17 protein-coding genes are annotated in these 25022 nt (G+C 58.5%); 10 read left to right on the top strand and 7 right to left on the bottom strand.

The genetic code is table 11. The features are described 5' to 3' along the window. Positions 1–3: 3 nt before the first annotated feature. Entirely contained in the window at positions 4–816 is an 813-nt protein-coding gene (locus tag AC1RO5_RS17845; protein ID WP_493176639.1) for a crotonase/enoyl-CoA hydratase family protein, read from the bottom strand. A gap of 293 nt (positions 817–1109) precedes the next feature. On the opposite strand from AC1RO5_RS17845, the gene pncA reads away from it, so the two are divergent. Further along, positions 1110–1748, top strand: coding sequence for a bifunctional nicotinamidase/pyrazinamidase (gene pncA, locus AC1RO5_RS17840; RefSeq protein ID WP_493176637.1), 639 nt, complete (start codon positions 1110–1112; stop codon positions 1746–1748). A 149-nt stretch (positions 1749–1897) separates the two neighbouring features. Here the strand turns inward: pncA and AC1RO5_RS17835 are convergent, their stop codons facing one another. After that, positions 1898–3199, bottom strand: a complete 1302-nt coding sequence (locus AC1RO5_RS17835) for an ATP-binding protein (protein ID WP_493176636.1) — start codon at positions 3197–3199, stop codon at positions 1898–1900. 4 nt (positions 3200–3203) lie between these two features. Beyond that, entirely contained in the window at positions 3204–3905 is a 702-nt protein-coding gene (locus AC1RO5_RS17830; RefSeq protein WP_007939075.1) for a response regulator, read from the bottom strand. 269 nt (positions 3906–4174) lie between these two features. Here AC1RO5_RS17830 and AC1RO5_RS17825 point away from each other — a divergent pair, with 269 nt between their 5' ends. The 4 genes from AC1RO5_RS17825 (at position 4175) to AC1RO5_RS17810 (ending at position 10283) form a co-directional block, all read left to right on the top strand. Then, entirely contained in the window at positions 4175–5332 is a 1158-nt protein-coding gene (locus AC1RO5_RS17825) for an efflux RND transporter periplasmic adaptor subunit (RefSeq protein WP_493176634.1), read from the top strand. A gap of 14 nt (positions 5333–5346) precedes the next feature. Next, positions 5347–8442: a multidrug efflux RND transporter permease subunit gene (locus tag AC1RO5_RS17820; protein ID WP_493176632.1), complete on the top strand. Its 3096-nt coding sequence runs from the start codon at positions 5347–5349 to the stop codon at positions 8440–8442. Positions 8443–8641: 199 nt separating this feature from the next. Then, positions 8642–9544 (top strand): hypothetical protein, encoded by a 903-nt coding sequence (locus AC1RO5_RS17815; protein ID WP_493176630.1) that lies wholly within the window; start codon positions 8642–8644, stop codon positions 9542–9544. Between the two features lie 97 nt (positions 9545–9641). Further along, positions 9642–10283, top strand: a complete 642-nt coding sequence (locus AC1RO5_RS17810; RefSeq protein WP_493176628.1) for a DUF1345 domain-containing protein — start codon at positions 9642–9644, stop codon at positions 10281–10283. 277 nt (positions 10284–10560) lie between these two features. Here the strand turns inward: AC1RO5_RS17810 and AC1RO5_RS17805 are convergent, their stop codons facing one another. After that, positions 10561–13146, bottom strand: coding sequence for an autotransporter outer membrane beta-barrel domain-containing protein (locus tag AC1RO5_RS17805; RefSeq protein WP_493176666.1), 2586 nt, complete (start codon positions 13144–13146; stop codon positions 10561–10563). Between the two features lie 315 nt (positions 13147–13461). After that, positions 13462–16284 (bottom strand): hypothetical protein, encoded by a 2823-nt coding sequence (locus AC1RO5_RS17800; protein ID WP_493176626.1) that lies wholly within the window; start codon positions 16282–16284, stop codon positions 13462–13464. 239 nt (positions 16285–16523) lie between these two features. On the opposite strand from AC1RO5_RS17800, the gene AC1RO5_RS17795 reads away from it, so the two are divergent. From AC1RO5_RS17795 to AC1RO5_RS17775, 5 genes are all read left to right on the top strand, one after another. Beyond that, the gene (locus AC1RO5_RS17795) at positions 16524–17552 is read left to right on the top strand and encodes a LacI family DNA-binding transcriptional regulator (RefSeq protein ID WP_493176624.1); all 1029 of its coding nucleotides are present in this window, start codon (positions 16524–16526) and stop codon (positions 17550–17552) included. Positions 17553–17707: 155 nt separating this feature from the next. After that, a complete protein-coding gene (locus AC1RO5_RS17790; RefSeq protein WP_493176623.1) occupies positions 17708–18490 on the top strand; it encodes a sugar phosphate isomerase/epimerase family protein in 783 nt (260 codons plus the stop codon). Then, a complete protein-coding gene (locus tag AC1RO5_RS17785) occupies positions 18483–19469 on the top strand; it encodes a sugar kinase (protein WP_493176621.1) in 987 nt (328 codons plus the stop codon). The genes AC1RO5_RS17790 and AC1RO5_RS17785 overlap by 8 nt, the downstream gene beginning before the upstream one ends. A 117-nt stretch (positions 19470–19586) precedes the next feature. Further along, complete coding sequence (locus tag AC1RO5_RS17780; protein WP_493176619.1) at positions 19587–20891, top strand: MFS transporter; 1305 nt, start codon at positions 19587–19589, stop codon at positions 20889–20891. A gap of 21 nt (positions 20892–20912) precedes the next feature. Then, the gene (locus AC1RO5_RS17775; RefSeq protein ID WP_493176665.1) at positions 20913–21890 is read left to right on the top strand and encodes a 2-hydroxyacid dehydrogenase; all 978 of its coding nucleotides are present in this window, start codon (positions 20913–20915) and stop codon (positions 21888–21890) included. Positions 21891–22025: 135 nt separating this feature from the next. Here the strand turns inward: AC1RO5_RS17775 and AC1RO5_RS17770 are convergent, their stop codons facing one another. Beyond that, positions 22026–23213 carry a pyridoxal phosphate-dependent aminotransferase gene (locus AC1RO5_RS17770; RefSeq protein WP_493176618.1) on the bottom strand — a complete coding sequence of 396 codons (1188 nt, stop codon included), beginning with the start codon at positions 23211–23213 and terminating at the stop codon, positions 22026–22028. 40 nt (positions 23214–23253) lie between these two features. Then, a complete protein-coding gene (locus tag AC1RO5_RS17765) occupies positions 23254–24879 on the bottom strand; it encodes a methyl-accepting chemotaxis protein (protein WP_493176616.1) in 1626 nt (541 codons plus the stop codon). Positions 24880–25022 lie beyond the last annotated feature (143 nt).

Raw genomic sequence — 25022 nt, 5'->3', positions numbered from 1 at the left:
TAATCAATCCAGAAATTCGGGTTTCTGTTTGCTCATATGGGCGGCCATGGCCACGCGCAGATCGGTGGATTGCAGCATGGAGGCGTTCCACGTGGCGACGTATTCGAGGCCGTCGTCGATGCGATGGTCGCGCATGTAGCTGATCATCTCTTTGGTGCCGGTGATGGCAATCGGCGACTTGCCGGCGATTTCGCGGGCAATCCCCATCACGCCTTCAAGCAGGCTGGCGGTATCGCTGTAGACACGATTGACCAGGCCAATGTTACGCGCTTCTTCGGCGCCAAAGGTACGACCAGTGTAAGCCAGTTCACGCAGCATGCCGTCACCGATGATCCGCGGCAAGCGTTGCAAAGTGCCAACATCGGCGGCCATGCCGATATCGATTTCTTTGATGGAAAATTGCGCGTCCTCGGCCGCGTAACGCATGTCGCACGCCGAAATCAGATCGATGGCGCCACCCAGGCAATAACCCTGGACCGCCGCCAGTACCGGTTTGCGGCAGTTGTCGACGGCATTGAACGATGCTTGCAGCGCCAGGATCTTGCGCCGCAGCAGGCGCGCATTGCGGCCGACGTCCTTGCCCAGTTCATTGGCCACACCGGCGAGCATCATCAGGTCGATGCCGGAAGAAAAATGTTTGCCGGCGCCACTGAGCACCACCACCCGGACTTCATCGGTGTCGTCGACCCACTGGAAAATTTCGATGATCTCGCTCCAGAACGCGGCGTTCATCGAGTTGATCTTGTCCGGCCGGTTGATCTGCACATGGGCGATGTTATCGGCCAGTTCAACGCTGAAGGCGGTGTATTGAGACATGGCAGTGATCCTTTACCGGGCAGAAAATGAGGCCCGAACTATAACAAGGCATCTGTGTCGGCAGTAAGGCAGCGGTTCGGCCAAATGCGGGACTGGCTTCAGGTTTTTTAGTGTTTGGGCGGGCCTCTTCGCGGGCAAGCCTCGCTCCTATAAAGGATACGTGCGCCCTTGTAGGAGCGAGGCTTGCCCGCGAAGGCCGCGCCGCGGATTCCACTGTGCGAACGAAAGTCGGCTTAGCGCATAAGCGAAATAGTCACTATGCTTTTTTCGATTTTCCAAGGAGGAACCTATCTATGCCTATTTCTTCACGCGCCGCCTTACTGGTCATCGACGTACAAAACGACTTCATTCCCGGAGGTCAATTGCCGGTGCCCGAGGGTGACCTGATTGTGCCCCTGATTAATCGTCTGGGTCGCCAGTTCAAACAGGTCATCATTGCCCAGGACTGGCACCCGCCCGGCCACGCCTCGTTCGCTTCCAGCCACCCTGGGCGCAAGCCTTACGACGTGATTCAGTTGCCTTACGGTGAACAGACGCTGTGGCCGGAGCATTGTGTACGCGCCACGCCCGGCGCCGAGTTCCACCCGGAGCTGGACCTGCCCCACGCCCAATTGATCATCCGCAAGGGCTGCAACCCGGACATCGACAGTTACTCGGCGTTTCTGGAGGCAGATCGAACCACGACCACCGGTTTGGCCGGGTATTTGAAAGAACGCGGCATCGACACGGTTTACATGGTCGGGCTGGCACTGGATTTCTGCGTGATGTTCTCCGCGCTGGATGCGCGGGCGGCGGGGTTCAATGCGTTTGTGGTGATGGATGCTTGTCGGGCGATTGATCTGGGAGGATCGCTGGCGACGGCGATTGAGCGGATGCAGGTGGCTGGGGTTGGGTTGATTCCATCAACCGAAATACTGGGTTCCTGCGGCTAGTGGTGCCCTGTGGCGAGGGGGCTTGCCCCCGTTCGGCTGCGAAGCAGTCGCAAATCTTGCCCCACCCCGCGATGTAACTGAAAAGATGCAGGGGGCCGCTTCGCGACCCAACGGGGGCAAGCCCCCTCGCCACAGGGATGTCGCAAGATTCAGGCGGGGGTCGGCAGCCAAAGCCTGAACCGCGCCCCACCCAGCGGCGACGCTTGCGCAGTCAGCGTACCGCCCTGCGCTTCCAGCGCTCGGCGGCTGATTGCCAGCCCCAGGCCAAACCCGCCCGTGGCGCGATCCCGACTGCGATCCAGCCGATAAAACGGCTCGAAAATCCGCTCCCGCTCCTCCTCCGGAATACCGATGCCGTCGTCGTCCACCCAGATTTCACAGCCATTGGTGCACACCTGTACACCGATCTGAATCCGCTTTTCGCAATAGCGCATGGCGTTGCGCAGCAGGTTCTGGATCGCCCGGGCGGTCAATCGCGGGTCCAGCGAGAAGCGTTCGAGCTGGCCGTGCAGCAGCACATCAATGACGATTTCCGGTGACTCAAGCTCTTCATCGACGCTGCCTAAAATACTGTCGATGAATTCATCCAGCGACACCTCGACCTGTTCCGGCAGCCGCGCCGGGTTTTGCAGGCGGCTGTAGGACAGCAACTCCAGCACCAGCTCATCCAGTTCGCGAATGTGCGCGACCAGGCCTTGCAGACGCTCGCGACTGGTGGCCGGCAAGTCGTCGGACAGCGCCAGGGCGAGGCCGAAATCCAGCCGCGTCAACGGCGTGCGCAATTCGTGGGACACGGCGTTGAGCAAGTCGCGCTGCTGGTTGAGCAGGTTTTCGATGTCGCCGGCCATGGTGTCGAACACGTTGGCCAGGCTGCCAATGTTGGAGCTGGGGGAAATCTGCGTGCGCTCGCTCAGGTGGCCCTTGCCGAAGCGTTCGGCGGTGCTTTTGAGACGTTCCAGGTCGCGCCAGTGCGGGCGCAGCCACAGCAACAGACAGGCCAGCATCGTCGCACCAATCAGCACGTTGATGCTCCAGTACAACCAACTGACGTCCGTCGGGTCCGGTGGCACGACCATTTCCACCACCATCTGCTCGTTCAACGGTGTCACCGCCAGGGTGCGCCAACCCCAGTCGCCGATGCGCACCACATTTTCCCCGCGCTGCAAGCGTTCACGCTCATTCAGGGTAAATTCGGCATCGTCGTTGCGGGCCAAAATGATGTGCAGCGGCTGGAACTCCTTGTCCATCTCCGCCGCCAGCGCCGGCCATTGCTCGACAGGCACCGTACGAAACTGTTTGACGATCAGCGTTTGCAAGCCTCGGGAATAATCGAGGTTGTAGGTCACAAAACGCTCATGGAAGGCCTTGATCACCAGGTCCGGCACCAGGTAGATCGCCGCGCTGAACGAGACGATAGTCACCAGATACAGGCGAAACAGGATTCTGAACATGGTTTCAGCATTCCCACTCGGAGCGGCTGAACAAGTAGCCCTTGCCCCACACGGTCTTGATCTTGCGCGCCTCGCCGGCATGGTCGTCGAACTTGCGCCGCAGTTTGGAGATGGCCACATCCACCGAGCGATCGGTGCCGTTGAATTCGATACCGCGCAGGCGTTGCAGAATCTGGTCGCGGCTCAGCACCTCGCCGGCATGCCGGGCCAGCACTACCAGCAGGTTGTATTCGCCGCTGGACAACTCGACCAGTTGCTCGCGCCAGGTCACGGTACGCTCGGACAGATCGATGCACAGGTTGCCCATGAGAATGCGGTCATTGGCGGTCTGCGGTTCGCTGAGGCTGCTGCGGCGCAACAGCGTGCGTACGCGGGCCAGCAACACACGGGGCTCGCAGGGTTTGGTGACATAGTCGTCGGCGCCCATTTCCAGGCCCAGCACTTGATCGTGGCTGTCGTCACGAGCAGTGAGCATCAGGATCGGCAACGTCGCCGAATCGGCCCGCAGCAAGCGGCAGACCTGCAAGCCGTCGAGCCCCGGCAGCATCAGATCGAGAATCACCAGGTCCGGTGGACTGACCCGCGCGCGTTCGCGTACATGATCGCCGCGGCTGATCACGCTGACGGAATAACCGTTGCGCTCCAGGTAGCTGGCAATCAATTCCGAGAGTGCGGTGTCGTCTTCGACCAGGAGGATGTTGGGCATGGGTGTTTCCAGAAAGTGCTGTGGTGGCCTTTAGGGCCTCTTCGCGGGCAAGCCTCGCTCCTACAGAGGTATCGCGAAGTCCTGTAGGAGCGAGGCTTGCCCGCGAAGGCGGCCTGACAGGCGCAATAAAATTCAAGGCCTGAAGGATATACGCCCTCACGCACACGCGAGCAAAACCCTTACACAATTTCACACAGCACCAACAAAGCTTCACCGCTACCCTCATCGACTCCCCGTAGGATGCGGGTAGTCATTATTGGGGTATTTCCATGTCAAAGAACCTGCTTGCCACACTCAGCCTGATTGCCCTGGCGTTGACACTGAGTGCTTGTGACCAGTCTTCGACCGCCGAAGAACAAGCACCTCTAGCCACAGTGCGCATCGAAACCATCGAAGCCCGACCGCTGTCGATCAGCAGCGAACTGAGCGGGCGGATCGCCGCGCCGCGCATTGCCGAAGTGCGCGCCCGGGTCGCTGGTGTGGTGTTGCAGCGGGTCTTCCGCGAAGGCAGCGACGTGAATAAAGGCGACGTGCTGTTCCGTATCGACCCGGCGCCGTTCAAGGCCGACCTGGACAGCGCCGAAGCCGCGCTGCGCAAGGCCGAGGCCAACGCGTTCCAGGCCAGGCTGCAAGAGCAGCGTTACGCCCAGTTGATCGAAGGCAACGCCATCAGCGCTCAGGATTACGACAATGCTCGCGCCAACGCCCGGCAGACCGCTGCCGATGTCGCCGCCAACAAAGCCGCGGTGGAGCGGGCGAAACTGAACCTGGGTTACGCCACAGTCACCGCGCCGATTTCCGGGCGCATCGGCCGAGCGCTGGTGACTGAGGGCGCGCTGGTGGGGCAGAACGAAACCACGCCGCTGGCACTGATTCAGCAATTGAACCCGATCCACGCCGACCTGACGCAATCGACCCGTGAACTCAACGACCTGCGCCGGGCCTTCCGCTCTGGCCAGTTAAAGGAAGTGGGCCAAGGTCAGGCCAAAGCCACGCTGATCCAGGACGACGGCAGCCTTTATCCGTTGCCCGGCAAGTTGCTGTTCACCGACATCACCGTCGACCCGGGCACCGGTCAGATCATTCTGCGCAGCGAGTTCCCCAACCCGGACCTCGACCTGCTGCCGGGCAGCTTCGTACGCGTGCGTCTGGAGCAGGCGTTCAATCAGCAAGGCATCAGCGTGCCGCAACGGGCCATTCAGCGTGACAGCGCCGGTGTCGCCCAAGTGCTGTTGCTCGACGCCGAGCAGCGGGTCGGCCAGCAACCGGTAGAGCTGGGCGCAGTGCAGAACGATCGCTGGATCGTCACCCGCGGCCTCAAGCCCGGCGACCGCATCGTCACGGAAGGCCTGCAACACGCGCGCCCCGGTGAAAAAGTCCAGATCGACAACACCCCTCTTCCACTTGCCCAGGTTTCTGGTCAGTAAGCAGGACGCTTTTTATGCCGCAGTTCTTTATCGACCGCCCGGTATTCGCCTGGGTAGTTGCCTTGTTCATCCTGCTGGCCGGTGCGTTGGCCATTGGGCAGTTACCGGTGGCGCAATACCCGAACGTTGCGCCGCCGAAAGTCGAAATCTACGCCACCTACCCCGGCGCTTCGGCGCAGACCGTGGACGAAAGCGTGGTCAGCCTGATCGAGGGAGAACTCAACGGCGCCGACCATCTGCTGTACTTCGAATCCCAGAGCAGCCTCGGCAGCGCCACCATTACCGCGACGTTCCAGCCGGGCACCAATCCGGAAATGGCCCAGGTCGACGTGCAAAACCGCCTCAAAGCGGTTGAGTCGCGCCTGCCTCAGGCAGTCACCCAACAAGGTTTGCAGGTGGAGAAAGTCTCCGCCGGTTTCCTGTTGCTGATCACCCTCACCTCCAGCGACGGCAAGCTCGATGACGTGGCGCTCAGCGATTACCTGGCGCGCAACGTGATGAACGAGATCAAGCGTCTGGATGGCGTCGGCAAGGCCCAGTTGTACGGCGCCGAACGGGCGATGCGGATCTGGATCGACCCGCAGAAGCTGATCGGCTTCAACCTGACCCCGGCTGACGTCAACGCCGCTATCGTTGCGCAAAATGCTCAGGTTTCCGCGGGCAGCATCGGCGACTTGCCGACCCGCACCACCCAGGAAATCACTGCGACCGTTCTGGTCAAAGGCCAGCTGTCGACGCCTGAAGAATTCGCCGACATCGTGCTCAAGGCCAATCCTGACGGCTCCACTGTGCGCATCCGTGATGTCGCGCGGGTCGAGATCGGCAGCCAGGAATATCAGTTCTCCACACGCCTGAACGGCAAACCGTCCACCGCCGTCAGCGTGCAACTGTCACCGGGGGCCAATGCCCTGAGCACCGCAACGCTGGTGCGGGCGAAGATGGACGAGCTGGCGCGCTATTTCCCGGCCGGTGTCGAATACAAGATCCCGTACGACACCTCGCCCTTCGTCAAAGTCTCGATCACCAAAGTGGTTTACACCCTCGGCGAGGCGATGGTGCTGGTGTTTGCGGTGATGTTCCTGTTCCTGCAGAACATCCGCTACACGCTGATCCCGACGCTGGTGGTGCCGGTGGCGTTGATGGGCACGTTTGCGACCATGCTCGCGCTGGGCTTCTCGATCAACGTGCTGACCATGTTCGGCATGGTGCTGGCCATCGGCATTCTGGTGGACGACGCGATTGTGGTGGTGGAGAACGTCGAGCGGATCATGGCCACCGAGGGCCTGTCGCCCAAGGAGGCGACGCGCAAGGCGATGAAGCAGATCACCGACGCGATCATCGGTATCACCCTGGTACTGGTGGCGGTGTTCATTCCGATGGCGTTCATGCAGGGCTCGGTCGGGGTGATTTACCAACAGTTCTCGCTGTCCATGGCCACGTCGATCCTGTTCTCGGCATTCCTCGCCCTGACTTTGACCCCGGCACTGTGTGCAACGCTGCTCAAGCCGATTGCCAAGGGCGAACATCACGAGAAAGCCGGATTCTTTGGCTGGTTCAACCGTGGATTCGAGCGTTTGACCGAGCGTTATCAAGGCTGGGTCGCCTATGCACTGAAACGAACAGGCCGTTATCTGCTGATCTACGGCGTATTGCTGATCGGTCTGGGGCTGTGTTTCAGTCGCCTGCCCTCCTCGTTCCTGCCGGTTGAAGACCAGGGTTACACCATCACCGATATTCAACTGCCACCCGGTGCGAGCAAGAATCGCACGATAAATGTGGTCGAGCAGATCGAAGCACACAACGCCACCGAACCGGGTGTCGGCGACAGCACAGTGATTCTCGGCTTCAGTTTCTCCGGCAGCGGGCAGAACGCCGCACTGGCGTTCACCACCCTCAAGGACTGGTCGGACCGGGGCAGCGACGATTCGGCGAGTTCGATCGCCGACCGGGCCAACGCGGCCCTCAGTCAGATCAAGGACGCCGCGGCCTTTGCAGTGTTGCCACCGCCAGTCGATGGCCTCGGCACTTCCAGCGGTTTCGAGTTCCGCCTTCAGGATCGCGGCGGCCTCGGCCATGCCACCCTGATGCAGGCGCGTAGCCAGTTGCTGGCGGCTGCCGAGAAGAGCCCGATCCTGATGAACGTGCGCGAAAGCGCCCTGGCCGAAGCGCCACAGGTGCAACTGATCGTGGACCGCAAGCAAGCCAACGCCTTGGGCATCTCCTTTGCCGACATCGGCAACGTACTGTCCACCGCCGTGGGTTCGGCTTACATCAACGACTTCCCCAACCAGGGGCGGATGCAACGGGTGGTGGTCCAGGCCGAAGGCGATCAACGCAGCCAGGTCGCCGATCTGCTGAAGATTCACGTACGCAACAACGCTGGAAAAATGGTCCCACTGTCGGCCTTTGTCCGCGCCAACTGGACCCAGGGCCCGGCGCAGTTGACCCGCTACAACGGCTACCCGGCCATCAGCATTTCCGGCGAACCTTCGCCCGGTCACAGCACCGGCGAAGCGATGGCGGAAATCGAACGGCTGGTGGCGCAAGGCCCGGCCGGGTTGGGTCAGGAGTGGACAGGGTTGTCGCTGCAGGAGCGTTTGTCTGGCAGTCAGGCGCCGATTCTGCTCGGGCTGTCGCTGCTGATCGTGTTCCTGTGCCTGGCGGCGCTGTACGAGAGTTGGTCAATTCCGACGTCGGTGTTGCTGGTGGTACCGCTGGGTGTACTCGGGGCGGTACTGGCCGTGACCTTTCGCGGAATGCCCAACGACGTGTTCTTCAAGGTCGGGCTGATCACCATCATCGGCCTGTCGGCGAAGAACGCGATCCTGATCATCGAATTCGCCAAGAGCCTTTATGACGAAGGCCACGACCTGATCGACGCCACCCTGCAAGCGGCGCGCCTGCGACTGCGGCCGATTGTGATGACGTCGCTGGCATTCATTCTTGGGGTGGTGCCGTTGGCGATTGCCACCGGGGCGAGTTCCGCAAGCCAGCAGGCGATCGGCACCGGGGTGATTGGCGGGATGATCACAGCGACGCTGGCAGTGGTGTTTGTGCCGGTGTTTTTTGTGGTGGTGATGAAATGCGTGAAGGCTAAAGCGAAAGTGTGAATGCCGCCTCGCGGGTGACGACAACTGTTTGCACCCGCGGCACAACAAGTCTGGTCTTACACACCAGAAACACTTAAGTTATAAAAAACAAAGTACTTACACCTGTTATATCTGACAGTATCCGAGGCGCGATCAAATACATAAGCTGTTTCCTGCCGCGCGGCAATTAAATATTCCCCCTACCGGTTCAGGAGTGCATATGAAAATCACCACCACGGGCACTATCACAGCAGACTTGAGTGACGGGTCTAATTTTCGGGGAGACAAGCAACCGAGTTTTTACTATGACCCTATCGACAATTGCTGGATCGCGATTTCAGCTCATGAAAAAGACGACTGGCAAAGCTTCTTGATCATGCTGAGGATACCCCGCGAGGGGGATGTAACGGAGAAGGAGTATTCCATTGACAGCGACTACTCAAACCTTACTACCGCCAAGGCAAGTTGGATCGATGTTCAGGGTTCCAGCTGGGCGTCTTCTCCGGCCCTTTCGGGCAAAATGACTGTAACGATCGATATTAATCAACAAACTGTAACGGCTTCTTTCAATTTCACCTCACGCCTTTCAGAAGATAAGGAGCTTGTCGTCAGTAACGGATCGTTGAATATGAAAGACTTTGATGACGGCCGGTCAACTTCAAAGGCGGATGCTACCGGCACCTTCACGGCTACACTTGAAGGCGGTAAGTATAAAAAATACGAAGCCAATCAATTTCTGTTCGAAGCGCGTGCAGCAAATCCGATTACCGGCCCAAACTTCCCACATTGGCGAGCCTGGTCGCAGAACTATTCCTCCGGTGTGCCTAACCGCACGCTGGATAACGCCGTGATCTTGATCGCCCGCGACCTGGGGCCTGGCACTTATAACCTGGCCGAGTTCAAAGAAAAAATCCGCGTAAGTTACAGTGAGATTTTTCCGGCTGCAGCAGGTTACCCGGCAGAAAGTGGCAAGCTGATTGTAGAGTCAGTCCCTGAAGAGAGCGCAACGCAAGGTGTGTTCAAGGGCCGCCTGGACTTTACCAGTGAGAAAGACTCCAACGGCGTCCGCATTCAGTTTGAAAACGGGGAGTTCACATTCGACAGTACAACCAAGACGTCCTGACGCATGTGATCTGTCTTTGTATCTCCTGAGCGGCAGCGCTTGCTGCGTTACTCACACCAGGGCTATGGTGCTGCAAAGCCCCTGACCGTGAGCGCCCATGCCCTTCCTCGCCCGCACCCACCCTCGCCTGTCCGCCGCCGCCACCCTTGGCGTCGCGGCAGGCATTCTGGCTCCGGCCGATTCGATCCTCGGCAAAATCCTCATCGGCTGGAACGCCGGGGTCTGGACGTATCTGGCCCTGATCATCTGGCTGACCGTGCGCTCCAAAGCCGACGACGTGAAACGCATTGCCGAAGTCGAGGACGAAAACGCCGGGCTGGTGCTGTTCACCGTGAGCATGGCTGCGCTGGCCAGCCTCGCTGCCATCACCCTCCAACTGGCGGGCAGCAAAGATCTGGACACCTATCACCGGCTGTTGCACTACGGCTTCACCGGGCTGACCGTGATCGGCTCGTGGCTGTTGATCGGGGTGATCTTCAGCGTGCATTACGCCCGGCTGTATTACACCTGGGAAGGCAAGGAACCTGCGCTGCGATTTGCCGAAGGACTGACAACCCCCAATTACTGGGACTTCCTGTACTTTTCGTTCACCATCGGCGTGGCGGTGCAGACGGCGGATGTCGGCGTGGCCACGCGGGAATTGCGCAAGATCGTGCTGGCGCAATCGTTGATCGGGTTTGTGTTCAACACGGCGATTCTCGGGTTTTCAATCAATATCGCAGCGGGTCTGTTTGGCTGATGGCCACAAAAAAGATGCCCCGACAGTGTCGCAATACCGTTCACTTAAGTGCATTAATCAGTCATGCCTACCTTTGTGGCGAGCGAGCTTGCTCGCGCTGGGCTGCGTAGCAGCCCCAAAAATCTGACAACCACTGCCGATTTTTGTGAGCGCTGCGCACTCAAGCGGGAGCAAGCTCCCTCGCCACAGGTTTATCTGACTCAAGACTTTCTTAAGTGAACAGCATTACGACAGTGTCGGGGCATCTTTATAGGTCATGTCATTGAAGCAACGTTCATCAGAAGAAATAGCTCACTCTCAAACTACCGCTCCAATCCTGACTGACAGTGTTGCCTTTACTGCCACCGACCTGGCCGGAAACCTGCCAGTTGCGTTGAGCCGGTGTCCACTTCACACCTGCGCCGTACTCAATTGAGCTACTGGCGCGGTCATCATCGAAACTGTCGTCGTTGATTTTGACCTCATTGGTTTTCACAAACTCGTGGTTAACCCCCGCCGACAGGCTTGGCTCCAGCAGACTGCCGTTTTTTAGGCTGATCACACGTCCGCCTCTGACGCCCACATTGCCCTGCAAAGAACGCATGGTGTCGGCTTTAACTTCAAGGCCATTGTCCAAACGATAACTGTCACTTTGAGTCACGCCGGTCGAAACCCGCACTTGGGGTTCGACGAAATAGTTGTTCTTGAGGCGAATATGTTTGCCCACCGCCACCGAACCGCTGGCGCCCAAGGCCTTGTAATCACCCTTGGCCCGAGTGCCATCACTCATGGTGACTTTGGCCTTGTTGTCGAACTGGTTGATCTTGGCCATGACATTGACGAACACGCCGCTTTTAACATCGAACGTGCTGCCGTAAACACCGGCATTCACACTCTCGACAGTCGCGCTGGAACCGTATTTGAGATCCATTTTGGTATGGCTAGACCCGACGAACCCGCCCAATACCAACGGGCGACCGCCAAGATCCACCAACGTATCGGCGCCGCCGGTGATGCCGGTCTGGTTTTGCGTGTAGCCATCGCCATAGGCGTTATCGACGCTGTATTGATTGCCGTAAGTGCGAACCCACACACTGTTGCTCAGCTTTGTGGTGTCGCTATCGCTGGCCGCCCGCATCGAAGCCTCGGGCCAGGCACTGAGCCCGCGATCACCGATCTGATCATTGAGCATGTTCATTTCGGCATTCAACAAACTGCGCGCGCTGCCTGCCAATGCCAATGCCGTATTGGTCGACGTACTGACCGTTTCCTTGTCCGGCCGAAGGTACAAGCCCTCGCCTTCCCTCGCCAGCCGGTAGACAAAGGTGCCGGCGTCCACTGTTTCCCGACTGTTCAAGCTGACGTCAGCGTTGCCCGAGTTGATATTGCCAATGTGTACGTCCTCGGCAGTCAGCGGCTTTTGGCCGGTAGGGGTGACATCAAATTTAAGTTGACCGTCCGCGTGCCCGGCGCTGAAAAAATCGGTATCGCCGGTTCTCAAGTCTGTCCCCATGACAACAGTGCCGTTACCGGAAAAATTAGCGACATCCAGTCGAAGGAACTGTTCGTTGGTGCCCATACGCACGATGCCGCCGTTGGACGTCAGGCTCTGTATGTCGCTATTCCCGGTCATCACCCACTGCGCCGCGTTGTTGATGCTCAGATTGCCTGAATTGTTGATCTGGCCGGTTAATACCGAACTGTTGTCCAAGAGCACGTTGCCATTGGAAGCAGTGAGCACGTCACCGGTGAGACGGCTGCCATTGTTTAGCGAGAGGCTGGAAACGTTTTCAACGTTGCCCTTGATTGCCGAACGGTTGTCCAGCTGCACGCTGCCATTGGCGTCAGTGAGCACATCACCGGTCAGGCTGCTGCCATTGTCCAGTGAAAGGCTGACGACATTGTCGACATCGCCATTGATGGCAGAACCGTTGTTCAGACTCACCGTAGCCGCTGTCCCCGCAACCGCCTGCACATTGCCGTTCAAGGTGCTGCGAGAATCGAGGCTGGCCCGTGTAACGTTTTGCAGATTGCCATCGATGGATGCCGCGTTTCGCATCACCAGCGCGACGGTGCTGCCGGAATCGGCGATGACATTGCCGCTCAAGGCACTGGCGTCAACGGTAACATTGGCAGTGGAGCGATTGGTCGCCTTCAGCAGTGTGCCGTTGCCGCCGGTCAGCTCGGAATCAGCAAGGACATTGATGTTGGCAACCGTGCCGGCGCTGCCGGAAGAGCCGAGTACGATGGCCGACCCGGTTCCGCCTGTAACGCGGGTATTGTTGAGCGTCACAGTGCTGGCGTTGACACCTACCGTGTCGGTCACGATTTGCAGGCCGTCTTGTGCGCCGGTAATCGTGCTGCCCGTCGCTGAAAGTGTTGCGCCGCCCAACTGCACACCATAACTGGTGGCCCCCGTGCCGACGACAGTGGAGTCTGTAAGGTTAAGTACGGCAAAACCTACCGCTTGTACGCCGCCAATCGCGCCGGTGATGACACTGTTACCAGTCACGGTGGCAGAAGAGGATGCAGGGGTGCTGATGTTACGTCCCAGCAAAAGCCCGAAACTGTTGGTGCTGGTGATGGTCGAGTTGTCGATCGTTGCGTTGCTGTCGATCAGTTGAATGGCACCTCGGCCCGCCGCGCTGTTGACCGTAGCGCCGGACATATTCAACGAGGAGGTGTTGGCATCGATTCGCTGGCTCTGACCACCGTTGAAAACGACATTGGCATTTTGTGAGCTGATGGTCAGCGCTGTCGCGTTGTTGACGGTCAGCGTTCCCCCCTGGGACACCACCCAGGCTTCCGGCGCAGGTGGATTGGTGACCACTTCACTTTCGCCTGGCAACAGGGTTCGGCTATAGGCCTCAGGCGCGGCGATCATTGTCGCCACCATCATCAGTCTGATGGTATTCGGGTGTTTAGAAAGAAAAAAAGTGGACATGGGTCGTTCCTCAAACCTGCACGATTACAGAAGCTGTTTTTTGGCAGTGTTGAAAACTCCCACCTAAAAAACGTCCGACAGCCTAATTAGAAAACCGAATGTTTAATGTAGGAATAGTCCTTACATGCACGACGACTTATCCTTCCAGAGTGAAGGCAACCTCGATTTCCTCCTCTTTGATAGTGGTAAAAATCGCGAGAGAGGCAATCGAATCTCCCTCGCGATACCGGCAATACCAATACTACGGAGACAGCGCTAGACTGGAGCTAGTGCCAGGTCGCAATATTGGAAGCTGTTATTGATAGTATCCAAAGGTTTGATGACCGGAGTTGATGATTGCAGGCCATTCTGGGCTGTAATCCAGTATTTACCCCATGCAAGTGCACCTCGCTTCGGCTGGGCAGCCTTGAAGTTTGCAGCAGTACCTACGCCAGCAACGTCAGGTATGTTGGCAGCCTGGATGGTGTAAGTTGCTGAGTTAGCCGTACCGGTAATCAACGCGTTACCCGTCGCATTTGAGTGCGCTTCAAAATGCGCCGTGATAATCGTGCCCTGCGGCAATAGTGGGGTCTTTGCGACCTGCAATCCGAGTACATAACCACTGGTAGGACTCCTCATCCCATAGCACTCGATATAGTCGCGCACTGCAGGATTACGGATTCTGATTGTAGGATCCGGCAGCACGACCGGAATCTGATTGACGACCACTGTCTTCGTCAAGGATTTGTTTACGTTTTTACCTAATCCGGTTATCTCGATAGTGTAGCGAGCTGTATCGCTGGGAGGTGTCAACGTGGCCATTACATTGGCCGGGATCGGAACAGAAAAACCCTGTACAGCTACGAGCGGGCTATATGTTTGAAAAGGTATTGTAGCGTTACCCAAGTAACACTTGACCTCATGCTCCGGTAAAATGTCCGGATCTGTAAGACCGTTCGTCACTGTGAATGTACCTGGCTTGTCGCGATCAGTAGCCGCAATAACGTCTGGAACATTGGAAACTCCCGTTACAACCGGTAGTTGGAGATCCGGGTTCTCCAGATCAGGCGGGTTTGGAGGTATTACACCAGCGACACGCGAATCGAACGTAAAGGTTTCAGTCGGTGAAACTGCATTAGGCGTAAGACCGGCGCGCTCTATTTCGTAATGGATCGTGAGGTCCATGGGGTCATCAGTATTGGCAAATTTCGGATAAAGATCTGCGAAGTCAAGATCAATAGACAGATTAGCGTTAGCCAAAGTTTGTTTGGCAGTCTCGAAAAAATTGGTGACATCGAGGGGATCCGTAATCACCGCAAAAACTTGATCTCCCGGCTCCGCGTGTTCGATAAATGCGTTTTCGACGATAGCCGTAATCGCGTTTGCAAAGTCTTCCCAATAGAGCGGCGTGGTGTAGTTTGGATCGGTCTTTGGCACCAAAGGTGCTTTTTTGGCCAATGGCGCTTGCGGTAATGCCAATGTCAGAATCGGCGTGAAAACAGATTCTTCGCCTTGATTAGCGAGCCTATCGTCCCACCGATAACTCATATTGACGCGTCCATTCAGGAATTGAAGCAACGCGCTGCTAGGAATGCTAAATGCACCGGTAGCATTGACGGTGGCGTTATAGACCTGGACTTTTTGCATACCAGAGATGAGCCAGACGGTCAGCATGTCGTCGAGACGACGCCCGAAGTAACCGACTTCCACCGTAAAATTCATATCCGTATTTGCATCTATCCAGGTCTTGTCAATAATCCGCTGCGGAAGCGGGGTGCCATTGGCAAAATTTGGAACGGGTGTCGGCTTTATTTTTCTGGGTGGATTTTTTGTATTGACCGGTGCAGTTTCGTCAGATATAGCCTCCACGATGTTGGAGGGGTCTCCATTACCGCCATTGTCTTTGAAAAATGCAAACATGATTTCCCAAACAGTCGGGTCAAGTGACGTAGCTAATTCCTTAAACAGGTCTGCATTCAAGGTCACCGGAATAGGGGTCGGAGGCCGGCTGGCGACTGGGCCAAGAAAGAGGGTCCCTGGATAGTCTATCCAAGTCAGGGATCCTTTTTCGCGGTACTTAAAATCCATACTATCTTGTTCCAGCTCATCTGGCGGACGATCAACATCCACAATGAGGGCCTTAGTATCAAACATTGCTTTTGGGATAAAACCATTTGTCAGACCATTTATTGCAAAAGTCGAAAGGACCCCACCACCTGAGGAAACAGTAGAAGTGGGGCGCTGCACTTTTGGTACGAATTGCATTGTCATCAATGTATCTCCTTGCGCGTTCAGGCCGGAAGGGCCAGGTGTACCAGGTGTTACTCGGTCTATTTTCACCAATCCTTTATTTGATTCTGCAATGATTCGTCCGCCGCGAAACAAGTGACAGACGACAAGGGCAGAATCATTATCAAACAGCAAACTTATGTGATTTTGAAACGGTACTACATGACTGAAGCCGTTTGTTATATCCGCATTGGAAAGTAGCTTTTCCCAACGGCCACAAGTTCCTGCCACCTCCGGACCGCTGCCGTTAAGTGTCGAATATCCCCGCCAGGCAATCGCCGCGATGTCTCCAGATACAGCAATATTATTGACGGGACGAATTCGAACGGTGGCGCCACTTGTCAAAGGAGGATTCGTATTATTGTTCAGATACCCCCAAAGAGTTGCATGCGGAAACAAGGGTTCCGGTAAAGTGAAAAGTGGCGTGTGATCAATGGTCAGTTGCCTTTCCGGCGAGGGGTCATTGTTACCGCCAGAACCTTTCCAGAGTATGTAATAAACAAAAGCGATACCGTCAGTCGCCAAGTGTTGTGGCGTCAAATCGAAATACAAAAACGGAACAGTCAATGGTGTTGGATAAATGACGGTATAGAGTCTTTGTTCCACACCGTTCTGACGTTTGATCACCCACAGTTCATCTTTGGGCTCTGGAAGCGGCCAATATGGAATAACAATTCGAGTCCCGGTAATCAGAATCTGGCGGGAAACATGACCTGCCAGGTCGCGATCGTCGACCCCCTCTACTGAAAGTGGCTGTGCCAATATACCTACGAGTGTCTTTGTGGCTTGACAGGAAGGTATTGAAGTCATTTTTCCATCACCAATTCATACGAAACGTTCGTCAAATTCAGTCACTTTCTTTTGCTATTTGATTAAGAAAATTAGGCACCTCAGAAAGAATATTTCCAACTGTCAGATCTGACAGGTCTTGCTACCGCCTGTCGGATACATCGGCTTTTTACCCCGCTATCGGAAGCTTCTTCACTTGACGAGAGCAAAGAGACTGGTGTTATCTGAAACCGGTTTCAGATAACAAGAAGACTTAATCCGTGAACAACTTCTCCGCCGCCCAACGCAGCCGCGCCACCATGCTCGACGTCGCCGAACACGCCGGCGTGTCCAAAGCCAGCGTCTCACGCTTCATCGGTGACGACCGCGCCCTGCTCTCCGATGCCATTGCCTTGCGCATCGAAAAAGCGATCAACGAATTGGGCTACCGCCCGAACCAGATGGCCCGCGGCCTGAAACGTGGGCGCACCCGGCTGATCGGCATGTTGGTGGCCGATATCCGTAACCCTTATTCGATTGCCGTGATGCATGGCGTGGAAACCGCCTGCCGCCGGCACGGCTACAGCCTGGTGGTGTGCAACACCGATCGCGATGACGAGCAGGAGCGTCAGCACCTGGCGTTGCTGCGCTCGTACAACATCGAAGGCTTGATCGTGAACACCCTCGGCCACCACCGGGATGAACTGCGCGAGTTGCATCGGGAAATGCCCATGGTGCTGGTGGATCGCAAGGTTGAGCAGCTCGATAGCGATCTGGTGGGGCTGGACAATCCCGCCGCCGTCGAGATCGCCGTGGCCCATCTTGAACAACGCGGCTATCGCGATGTGCTGTTGGTGACCGAGCCGTTTGACGGCACCAGTTCGCGGATCGAGCGGGTCAGCAGTTTCAAGGCGCAGATACAGCAACGCCCTGCTTTAACGGGCGTGGTAGTTGAGACTGGCAGCGAACTGACCTCGCAGCTGAAAACCTTCCTGAACACTCCCGGCGCTGGCCCGAAAGCGCTGTTCTGCGCCAACGGTATCGCCGCGCTGGCCAGCACCCATGCGTTGCGTGAGTTGCAGTGCAACCTGTTTGAGGATGTCGGGCTGATCGCCCTGGATGATCTGGATTGGTATCCATTGGTGGGCAGCGGGATTACCGCCCTCGCCCAGCCGACCGAGGACATTGGCGCGAGTGCGTTTGAGTGTTTGCTCAAGCGTTTGCGTGGGGATGACGGGCCGGTGCGGACCCTGGATTTTCCGGCGCGGTTGATCGTGCGTGGGTCGACCACTGGGGGTGTTTCAATTTGAAGGCCCCTTCGCGGGCAAGCCTCGCTCCTACAGGGTTTGGGGTGTACGCCCGTAGGAGCGAGGCTTGCCCGCGAAGGCGGCCGGAAGAACAACACATCCCCCAAGCAAGACATTTTTTTTGAACAGAAATGAAACCGGTTTCAGAGGTGATAACAATGAACAAACCACCCGTTTCCATCAGCCTGTCCAGCTATGGCGCCGAGCTTGTGCGCCAACGTGGCCAGGGCAGTTTTGTCGAGGTGCTGGCCGCTGCCGGTGCCACGCACATCGAATGGCGCGAAGAGCTGCTGACCCTCGAAGACCCGGCGCAATTGGCCGATGCCACGCAATCCCGGGGCCTGGAAAGCGTGTATTCCTCGCCGCTGGAGTTGTGGCTGGCCGGGCAATCGGCGCCCAACCTGGAACTGCTCTCGACCCTGAAACGCGCCGAGGCATTCGGCGCTAAATGGCTGAAGGTCTCCCTGGGTTATTTCACCGACAACAACGATCTGCAGACACTGGCGCTTGTGTTGCAACAGAGCCCGGTTCAGTTGTTGGTGGAAAACGACCAGACCTTGCACGGCGGCCGCATCGAACCGTTCCAGCGCTTCTTCGCCGACGTCGAGCAGCATCAGTTGCCAATCAAAATGACCTTCGATATCGGCAACTGGCAATGGCAGGACCAGTCCGCCGTCAGCGCCGCGCGGTTGCTCGGTCGGCACGTTGGCTACGTGCACTGCAAAGCAGTGGCGCGTCGGGTCGACGGCAAACTGGTGGCGCTACCACCGGCGGCCAGTGACTTGCATCTGTGGCAACAATTGCTGCGGCACATGCCCCATAACGTGATGCGCGCGGCGGAATATCCGCTGCAGGGCGACGACCTGGTGCAACTGACCTCCGAGCATGTCGCCACCCTCGCCCGCCTAGGCCAATCCCGCCTGGAGCCTGCGCATGTCTGAGATCGATATTCTGTCGTTCGGCGAAACCATGGCGATGTTCGTTGCCGAGCAGAACGGTGAACTGGCCGACGTCGGCCACTTCCACAAGCGCATTGCCGGGGCCGACAGCAACGTCGCCATTGGCCTGTCGCGATTGGGCTTTAACGTTGCCTGGCTGAGCCGGGTGGGCGCTGACTCGCTCGGCAAGTTCGTCATCGATACGCTGGAGAAAGAAGGCCTGGATTGCAGCCACGTCGACATCGACCCGGCGCACCCCACCGGTTTTCAACTCAAGTCCCGCACCGATGACGGCAGCGATCCGCTGGTCGAGTATTTCCGTCGCGGTTCGGCGGCCAGTCATTTGTCAGTGCAGTCGATTGCGCCGCAACTGCTCAAGGCCCGGCACTTGCACGCCACCGGCATTCCTCCGGCGCTATCCGCGTCGGCCCGGGAAATGTCTTTCGAACTGATGACGCGCATGCGCGATGCCGGGCGCAGTGTGTCATTCGACCCCAACCTGCGCCCGAGCCTGTGGGCCAGCGAACAGCAGATGATCACCGAGATCAACCGCCTCGCCGCCCTCGCCCATTGGGTACTGCCGGGTTTGAGCGAAGGACGGTTGCTGACCCGTTTCGAAGACCCCGCCGACATCGCGGCGTTTTACCTCGACCAGGGCGCCGAAGCCGTGGCGATCAAACTTGGCCCGCACGGTGCGTATTACCGCACGCATCAGGATGAAGGTTTCGTTGCAGGCGTACCCGTGGCAACAGTGGTCGATACGGTCGGTGCCGGTGACGGGTTTGCCGTCGGCCTGATCAGCGCCCTGCTGGAAAACCACAACGTTGCCCATGCCGTACAACGTGCCAACTGGATCGGCAGCCGCGCGGTGCAGAGCCGTGGGGATATGGAGGGGTTGCCCACCCGAGCCGAAATGGATGCCGAATTTGAGGACGCTGACACTGATCGTTCCCACGCTCCTGCGTGGGAATGCAGCCCGTGACGCTCCGCGTCACAGGGGACGCAGAGCGTCCCTAGAGGCATTCCCACGCAGAGCGTGGGAACGAGATGCCACACCGTTACCTGCTGCGACAAAAACAACAAGCTCAGGAGCATCACTATGAAAACCGCAACACTGGCCACCCGCCGCTGGTGGTACATCATGCCCATCGTGTTCATCACCTACAGCCTGGCGTATCTGGACCGCGCCAACTACGGGTTCGCCGCCGCTTCCGGGATGGCCAAGGACCTGATGATCACCCCGGGGTTGTCTTCCCTGCTCGGCGCACTGTTCTTCCTCGGCTATTTCTTCTTCCAGATTCCGGGCGCGATCTACGCCCAGAAGCACAGCGTGAAGAAACTGATTTTTGTCAGCCTGATTCTCTGGGGCGCCCTGGCGACCTTGACCGGGATCGTCTCCAACGCCTACTGGCTGATCGTCATCCGTTTCATGCTCGGGGTGGTCGAAGCCGCGGTGATGCCGGCGATGCTGGTGTACCTGTGCCACTGGTTCACCCGTGCCGAACGCTCGCGCGCCAACACCTTCCTGATCCTCGGCAACCCGGTAACCATGCTCTGGATGTCGGTAGTCTCGGGCTACCTGATCCAGCATTTCAGTTGGCGCTGGATGTTCATCATCGAAGGCTTGCCGGCAGTGTTGTGGGCGTTTATCTGGTGGCGTCTGGCCGATGACCGTCCGGCTCAGGCCAAGTGGCTCAACGACCAGGAAAAACAGGACCTGGAAAGCGCCCTGGCCGCCGAACAGGTCGGTATCAAAGCGGTTAAAAACTACGCTGAAGCCTTCCGCTCGCCGAAGGTGATCATCCTCGCCTTGCAGTTCTTCTGCTGGAGCATCGGCGTCTACGGTTTCGTGTTGTGGCTGCCGTCGATCCTCAAGGCCGGCGCGCAAATGGACATGATCGAAGCCGGCTGGCTGTCGGCGTTGCCGTACCTGGCGGCGGTGATCGGCATGCTGCTGGTGTCCTGGGGCTCGGACAAACTGCAAAAACGCAAACGCTTCGTCTGGCCGCCGCTGCTGATCGCCTCGGTCGCGTTCTACGGCTCCTACGCGCTGGGCGCGGAGCATTTCTGGTGGTCCTACACCCTGCTGGTGATTGCCGGCGCCTGCATGTACGCCCCGTACGGGCCGTTCTTCGCCATCGTTCCGGAAATCCTCCCGGCCAACGTGGCCGGTGGTGCCATGGCGTTGATCAACAGCATGGGCGCGCTCGGTTCGTTTGGCGGCTCTTATCTGGTCGGATACCTGAACAGCTCCACCGGATCGCCCGGTGCGTCTTATCTGCTGATGAGCGGCGCGTTGCTGGTGTCGGTGGTGCTGACGATTTTCCTCAAGCCCGGCGCCAGTGACCGGGTCGTGGCCAAAACGGGGGCAAGCCCCCTCGCCACAGTGGCGGCTCATTCCTGAATGGATGTTGATATGACGATGATGAAAAAACAGGTGGTGCTGTACAAGAAACTCTCGCCGCTGCTGATGGCTCGCTTGCATGAGCAGACCGAGGTGACGTTGATCGACAGCCTCGACGCCGAGGGCCTGGCCAAGCTGCGCCAGGCCCTGCCCCGCGCCCAAGGGTTGCTTGGCGCCAGTCTGAAACTGGACGCCGGGTTGCTGGACCTTGCGCCAAACCTGGAAGCGATTGCCAGCGTGTCCGTCGGCGTCGACAACTACGACATCGACTACCTGACCGAACGGCGGATCCTGCTCAGCAATACGCCCGATGTGTTGACCGAGACCACCGCCGACACCGGTTTCGCGCTGATTCTGGCCACCGCCCGACGCGTGGTGGAACTGGCGAACATGGTTCGCGCCGGCCAGTGGAACCGCAACATCGGCCCGGCGCATTTCGGCAGCGATGTGCACGGCAAAACGCTGGGCATCATTGGCATGGGGCGGATTGGCGAGGCGTTGGCGCAACGTGGGCACTTCGGTTTTGGCATGCCGGTTCTGTATCACAGCCATTCGCCGAAACCGGCGGTGGAGCAGCGCTTCAATGCGCAATACCGCAGCCTGACCGAGTTGTTGCAACAGGCCGATTTCATTTGCCTGACCTTGCCGCTGACCGCCGAAACCGAAAAGCTGATCGGCGCCAGGGAGTTCGCCTTGATGCGTCCGCAAAGCATCTTCATCAATATTTCACGGGGCAAGGTGGTGGACGAAGCGGCGTTGATCGAGGCATTGCAGCAGAACCGGATTCGCGCTGCCGGGCTGGATGTGTTCGAGCGCGAACCGCTGCGCCATGACTCGCCGCTGTTGCAGTTGAACAATGTGGTGGCGACGCCGCATATCGGTTCGGCGACCCATGAAACACGCGAGGCCATGGCGCGGTGTGCGGTGGATAATCTGTTGGCGGCGTTGGCGGGTGAGCGGCCGGTGAATCTGGTGAATACCGGAGCGTGGAAGGGTTAAGGGGTTAGCTGTTGATCATTCCCACGCTCCGCGTGGGAATGCATCCCGTGACGCTCCGCGTCACAGCCGAAGCGGACGCAGAGCGTCCATGGCGGCATTCCCACGCAGAGCGTGGGAACGATCATCACAAACCCTTCAGGCCCGTCGCTCCTGCAGCAAATCCACCGCGCATAAGGCAATCCGCCGACACGCCTCCGCCAGTTTCACCTGATCCACCACCAAGCCGATACGAATATGCCCCGCCGCACTCGGCCCGAAAGCTTCACCGGCCAGCACCGACACGCCATAACCTTCAAGCAGCCGCTCGGCAAAATCCTGGGCACCGAGCCCGGTCTGACGCACATCGAGCATCACGAACATCCCGCCATCGGGTTTGATCGGCCGGATACCGGGGCAACCGCTCAGCCTCGCGCACACCAGATCACGTCGCTGGCGATATTCCTCACGCATCAGCGCCACTTCCGGCAAGTCCTCATCGAGTGCCGCTTGCGCGGCTTTCTGGACGAAATCCGGAATGCCGAACAGCATGCACAACGACAGATGCATCACGTGATCGGCCAGTGGTTTCGGACCGATCATCCAGCCTACCCGCCAGCCGCTCATGGCATGGGATTTGGACAAGCTGTTAAGGGTCGCGGTGCGCTCGGCCATGCCCGGCAGACTGGCCGGGCTGATGTGCTCGCCCTCATACAACAGGTCGCTGTAGACCTCGTCGCTGATCAGCCAGAGGTCATGCTGCACACACAGCGCGGCCAGCTCCTGCCAGATGTTCAAGGACAGGCTGGCGCCAGAAGGATTGTTCGGACTGTTGAGCAGAATGACCCGGGTTTTAGCGGTGATCAGCGCCGCGACGTCTGCCGGCTCGACCCGAAAGCCATTCTCCGGGCGCACCGCCACCGGCACCACATTCGCACCGCAAGCGCCGAACACACCTTCATAGGTCACATACATCGGTTCGGCGATGATCACTTCGTCACCCGGGTCGAGCAGGCACTGGGCAACCGAATACACCGCGCACTGCGCGCCGGGCAGCACGATCACATGATCGGCGTCCACCTCCTGGCCACTGCGCTGCTGATGACGGCTGGCGATGCTGCTTCGCAGCGTGCGGCTACCGCGCACATCCGAATAATGGGTGTCGCCGGCCAGCAAGCTGTCGATGGCCGCGTGGACGATCGGCAGCGGCGTGTCGAAATCCGGGTCGCCGACCGACAGCAACAGCACGTCGACGCCCTGCTCGCGCAATTCCAGCGCTCGATCGTGAATCTTCCAGGCTGCCGCTCCATCACCGTCGATTCGTTGGGTCAAGGCTGAATAGCGCATGTACTTCTCCTAACGCGCGAGTTCCAGTTTCAACCCTATCTCAAATCACGAAACGCGCCACCATTGCGTTCAAATCTACCGCCAGTCGTGACAGTTCATGGGTGGCGGCGCTGGTCTGATTGGCGCCGGCGGCCGATTGGGTGGCCAGGTCGCGGATGTTTACCAGGTTGCGGTCGACTTCACGGGACACCTGAGCCTGTTCTTCCGAGGCGCTGGCGATCACCAGGTTGCGTTCATTGATCAGCTGAATCGATGAAGTGATCTGTTCCAGGGCGACACCTGCCGCACGGGCCATTTCCAGGGTGCTTTGGGTGCGCTGATTGCTTTGTTGCATCGACGAAACCGCTTCACCGGTGCCGTTCTGAATGCCGGCGACCATTTTCTCGATTTCCTGGGTCGATTGCGCGGTGCGATGGGCCAACGCCCGGACCTCGTCCGCCACCACCGCAAAGCCACGCCCGGCTTCCCCGGCACGGGCCGCTTCGATGGCGGCGTTGAGGGCCAGCAGGTTGGTCTGCTCGGCAATGGCGCGGATCACGTCCAGCACTTTGCCGATGTCGCGGCCCTGAGTGGCCAGCCCCTCGATCATCAACGCAGTGTTTTGCACGTCATGGGTCATGGTCTGGATCGCGTCGACGGTTTCCACCACCCGGTCACGACCTTCGCGGGCGGCCTGGGTCGACTGGTTCGAGGCTTCGGACGTCGATACCGCATTGCGTGCCACTTCTTCCACCGCGGCGGTCATTTCGTTGACGGCGGTGGCCGCCTGTTCGATCTCATTGTTTTGCTGTTGCAGGCCACGGGACGCTTCTTGCGTCACGGTGCTGAGTTCTTCGGCGGCGGCGCCCAGTTGCGTCGCGGAGCCGGCGATCTGTTCGATGGTCTTGCGCAGGTTCGTCTGCATGCTGGCCAAGGCACCGAGCAAACGCGCCGGTTCATCGTTGCCGTCGACTTCGATGACCTTGCTCAGGTTGCCGCCGGCAATGGTTTCAGCCGCCAGCACCGCACGGTTCAGCGGCGTAAGGATGCTGCGGGTCAGCAACCAGGCCAGCAGCACGGTCATCAGGGCGGCCATCACCGCGACCACGACAATGCCGGTAAAGGCTTCGCTGTAGTGCTCGCCCGCTTTCGCCGACGCGGCTTTGGCATCGGCGGCGTTGATCGCTACCAGTTTGTTCAGTTGCTCGCCCATCTGATCGGTGCCTTCCTTGATCCGCGTGTTGATCAGGGTGCGCATCTCGTCGAGCTTGTCCTGCCGCGACAGCTCCAGCATCTGGCTCTGGGCTTGCATGTAGTTGTCGAGGGTTGCCGAGAAGGTTTTGTACAGCGCGGCTTCTTCAGGGCCGGCCGGCAAAGCGGCATAACTGGCTTGGGCGCTACGCACCTTGTCGACGAGCGCGCCGACGCGGGTCTGGGCTTCCTGCAACGCCGCCGGGTCACGGTTGACCAATACGCGGAACGAGAGAATCCGCAGCCGCAGGACGTTTTCCGTCACGTTGCCCAGAAACCCGATGCTGGGTAACTGCGTGGTTTCCATATCAATAGAAGCCTGACGGATGACCGACATGCGGTTCACGGCAAACACACCCAGCACAATGACCAGCAGGGCAATGAAGGCGAAACCGAGGAAAGCTCGAGGCGCGATATTCAGATTACGCAGTGACATAGGATGATCTCGGTAATTGAGGCGGCGAGCATCCTTGCGGTAATCACTGGCGGGCGGGCGATGGCGCGCACCGTTCAGTTTGGCGCCACTGTTGTAATTGGTTTGTGTGCGCCTATTAGCTGTATCGGCCGGGGTTGAGGATT

This window comes from Pseudomonas sp. GW822-FHT02G04 (assembly GCF_058802085.1).
This window is presented reverse-complemented; position numbering and strand designations above follow the sequence as displayed.

Excerpts from the sequence above, each read along its gene's own strand:
- pncA (WP_493176637.1), top strand. The coding sequence starts at position 1,110 with ATGCCTATTTCTTCACGCGCCGCCTTACTGGTCATCGACGTACAAAAC.
- AC1RO5_RS17790 (WP_493176623.1), top strand. The coding sequence starts at position 17,708 with ATGAACAAACCACCCGTTTCCATCAGCCTGTCCAGCTATGGCGCCGAG.
- AC1RO5_RS17815 (WP_493176630.1), top strand. The coding sequence starts at position 8,642 with ATGAAAATCACCACCACGGGCACTATCACAGCAGACTTGAGTGACGGG.
- AC1RO5_RS17835 (WP_493176636.1), bottom strand. The coding sequence starts at position 3,199 with ATGTTCAGAATCCTGTTTCGCCTGTATCTGGTGACTATCGTCTCGTTC.
- AC1RO5_RS17785 (WP_493176621.1), top strand. The coding sequence starts at position 18,483 with ATGTCTGAGATCGATATTCTGTCGTTCGGCGAAACCATGGCGATGTTC.
- AC1RO5_RS17820 (WP_493176632.1), top strand. The coding sequence starts at position 5,347 with ATGCCGCAGTTCTTTATCGACCGCCCGGTATTCGCCTGGGTAGTTGCC.
- AC1RO5_RS17800 (WP_493176626.1), bottom strand. The coding sequence starts at position 16,284 with ATGACTTCAATACCTTCCTGTCAAGCCACAAAGACACTCGTAGGTATA.
- AC1RO5_RS17765 (WP_493176616.1), bottom strand. The coding sequence starts at position 24,879 with ATGTCACTGCGTAATCTGAATATCGCGCCTCGAGCTTTCCTCGGTTTC.
- AC1RO5_RS17830 (WP_007939075.1), bottom strand. The coding sequence starts at position 3,905 with ATGCCCAACATCCTCCTGGTCGAAGACGACACCGCACTCTCGGAATTG.
- AC1RO5_RS17780 (WP_493176619.1), top strand. The coding sequence starts at position 19,587 with ATGAAAACCGCAACACTGGCCACCCGCCGCTGGTGGTACATCATGCCC.
- AC1RO5_RS17805 (WP_493176666.1), bottom strand. The coding sequence starts at position 13,146 with ATGATCGCCGCGCCTGAGGCCTATAGCCGAACCCTGTTGCCAGGCGAA.
- AC1RO5_RS17825 (WP_493176634.1), top strand. The coding sequence starts at position 4,175 with ATGTCAAAGAACCTGCTTGCCACACTCAGCCTGATTGCCCTGGCGTTG.
- AC1RO5_RS17770 (WP_493176618.1), bottom strand. The coding sequence starts at position 23,213 with ATGCGCTATTCAGCCTTGACCCAACGAATCGACGGTGATGGAGCGGCA.
- AC1RO5_RS17810 (WP_493176628.1), top strand. The coding sequence starts at position 9,642 with ATGCCCTTCCTCGCCCGCACCCACCCTCGCCTGTCCGCCGCCGCCACC.
- AC1RO5_RS17775 (WP_493176665.1), top strand. The coding sequence starts at position 20,913 with ATGAAAAAACAGGTGGTGCTGTACAAGAAACTCTCGCCGCTGCTGATG.
- AC1RO5_RS17845 (WP_493176639.1), bottom strand. The coding sequence starts at position 816 with ATGTCTCAATACACCGCCTTCAGCGTTGAACTGGCCGATAACATCGCC.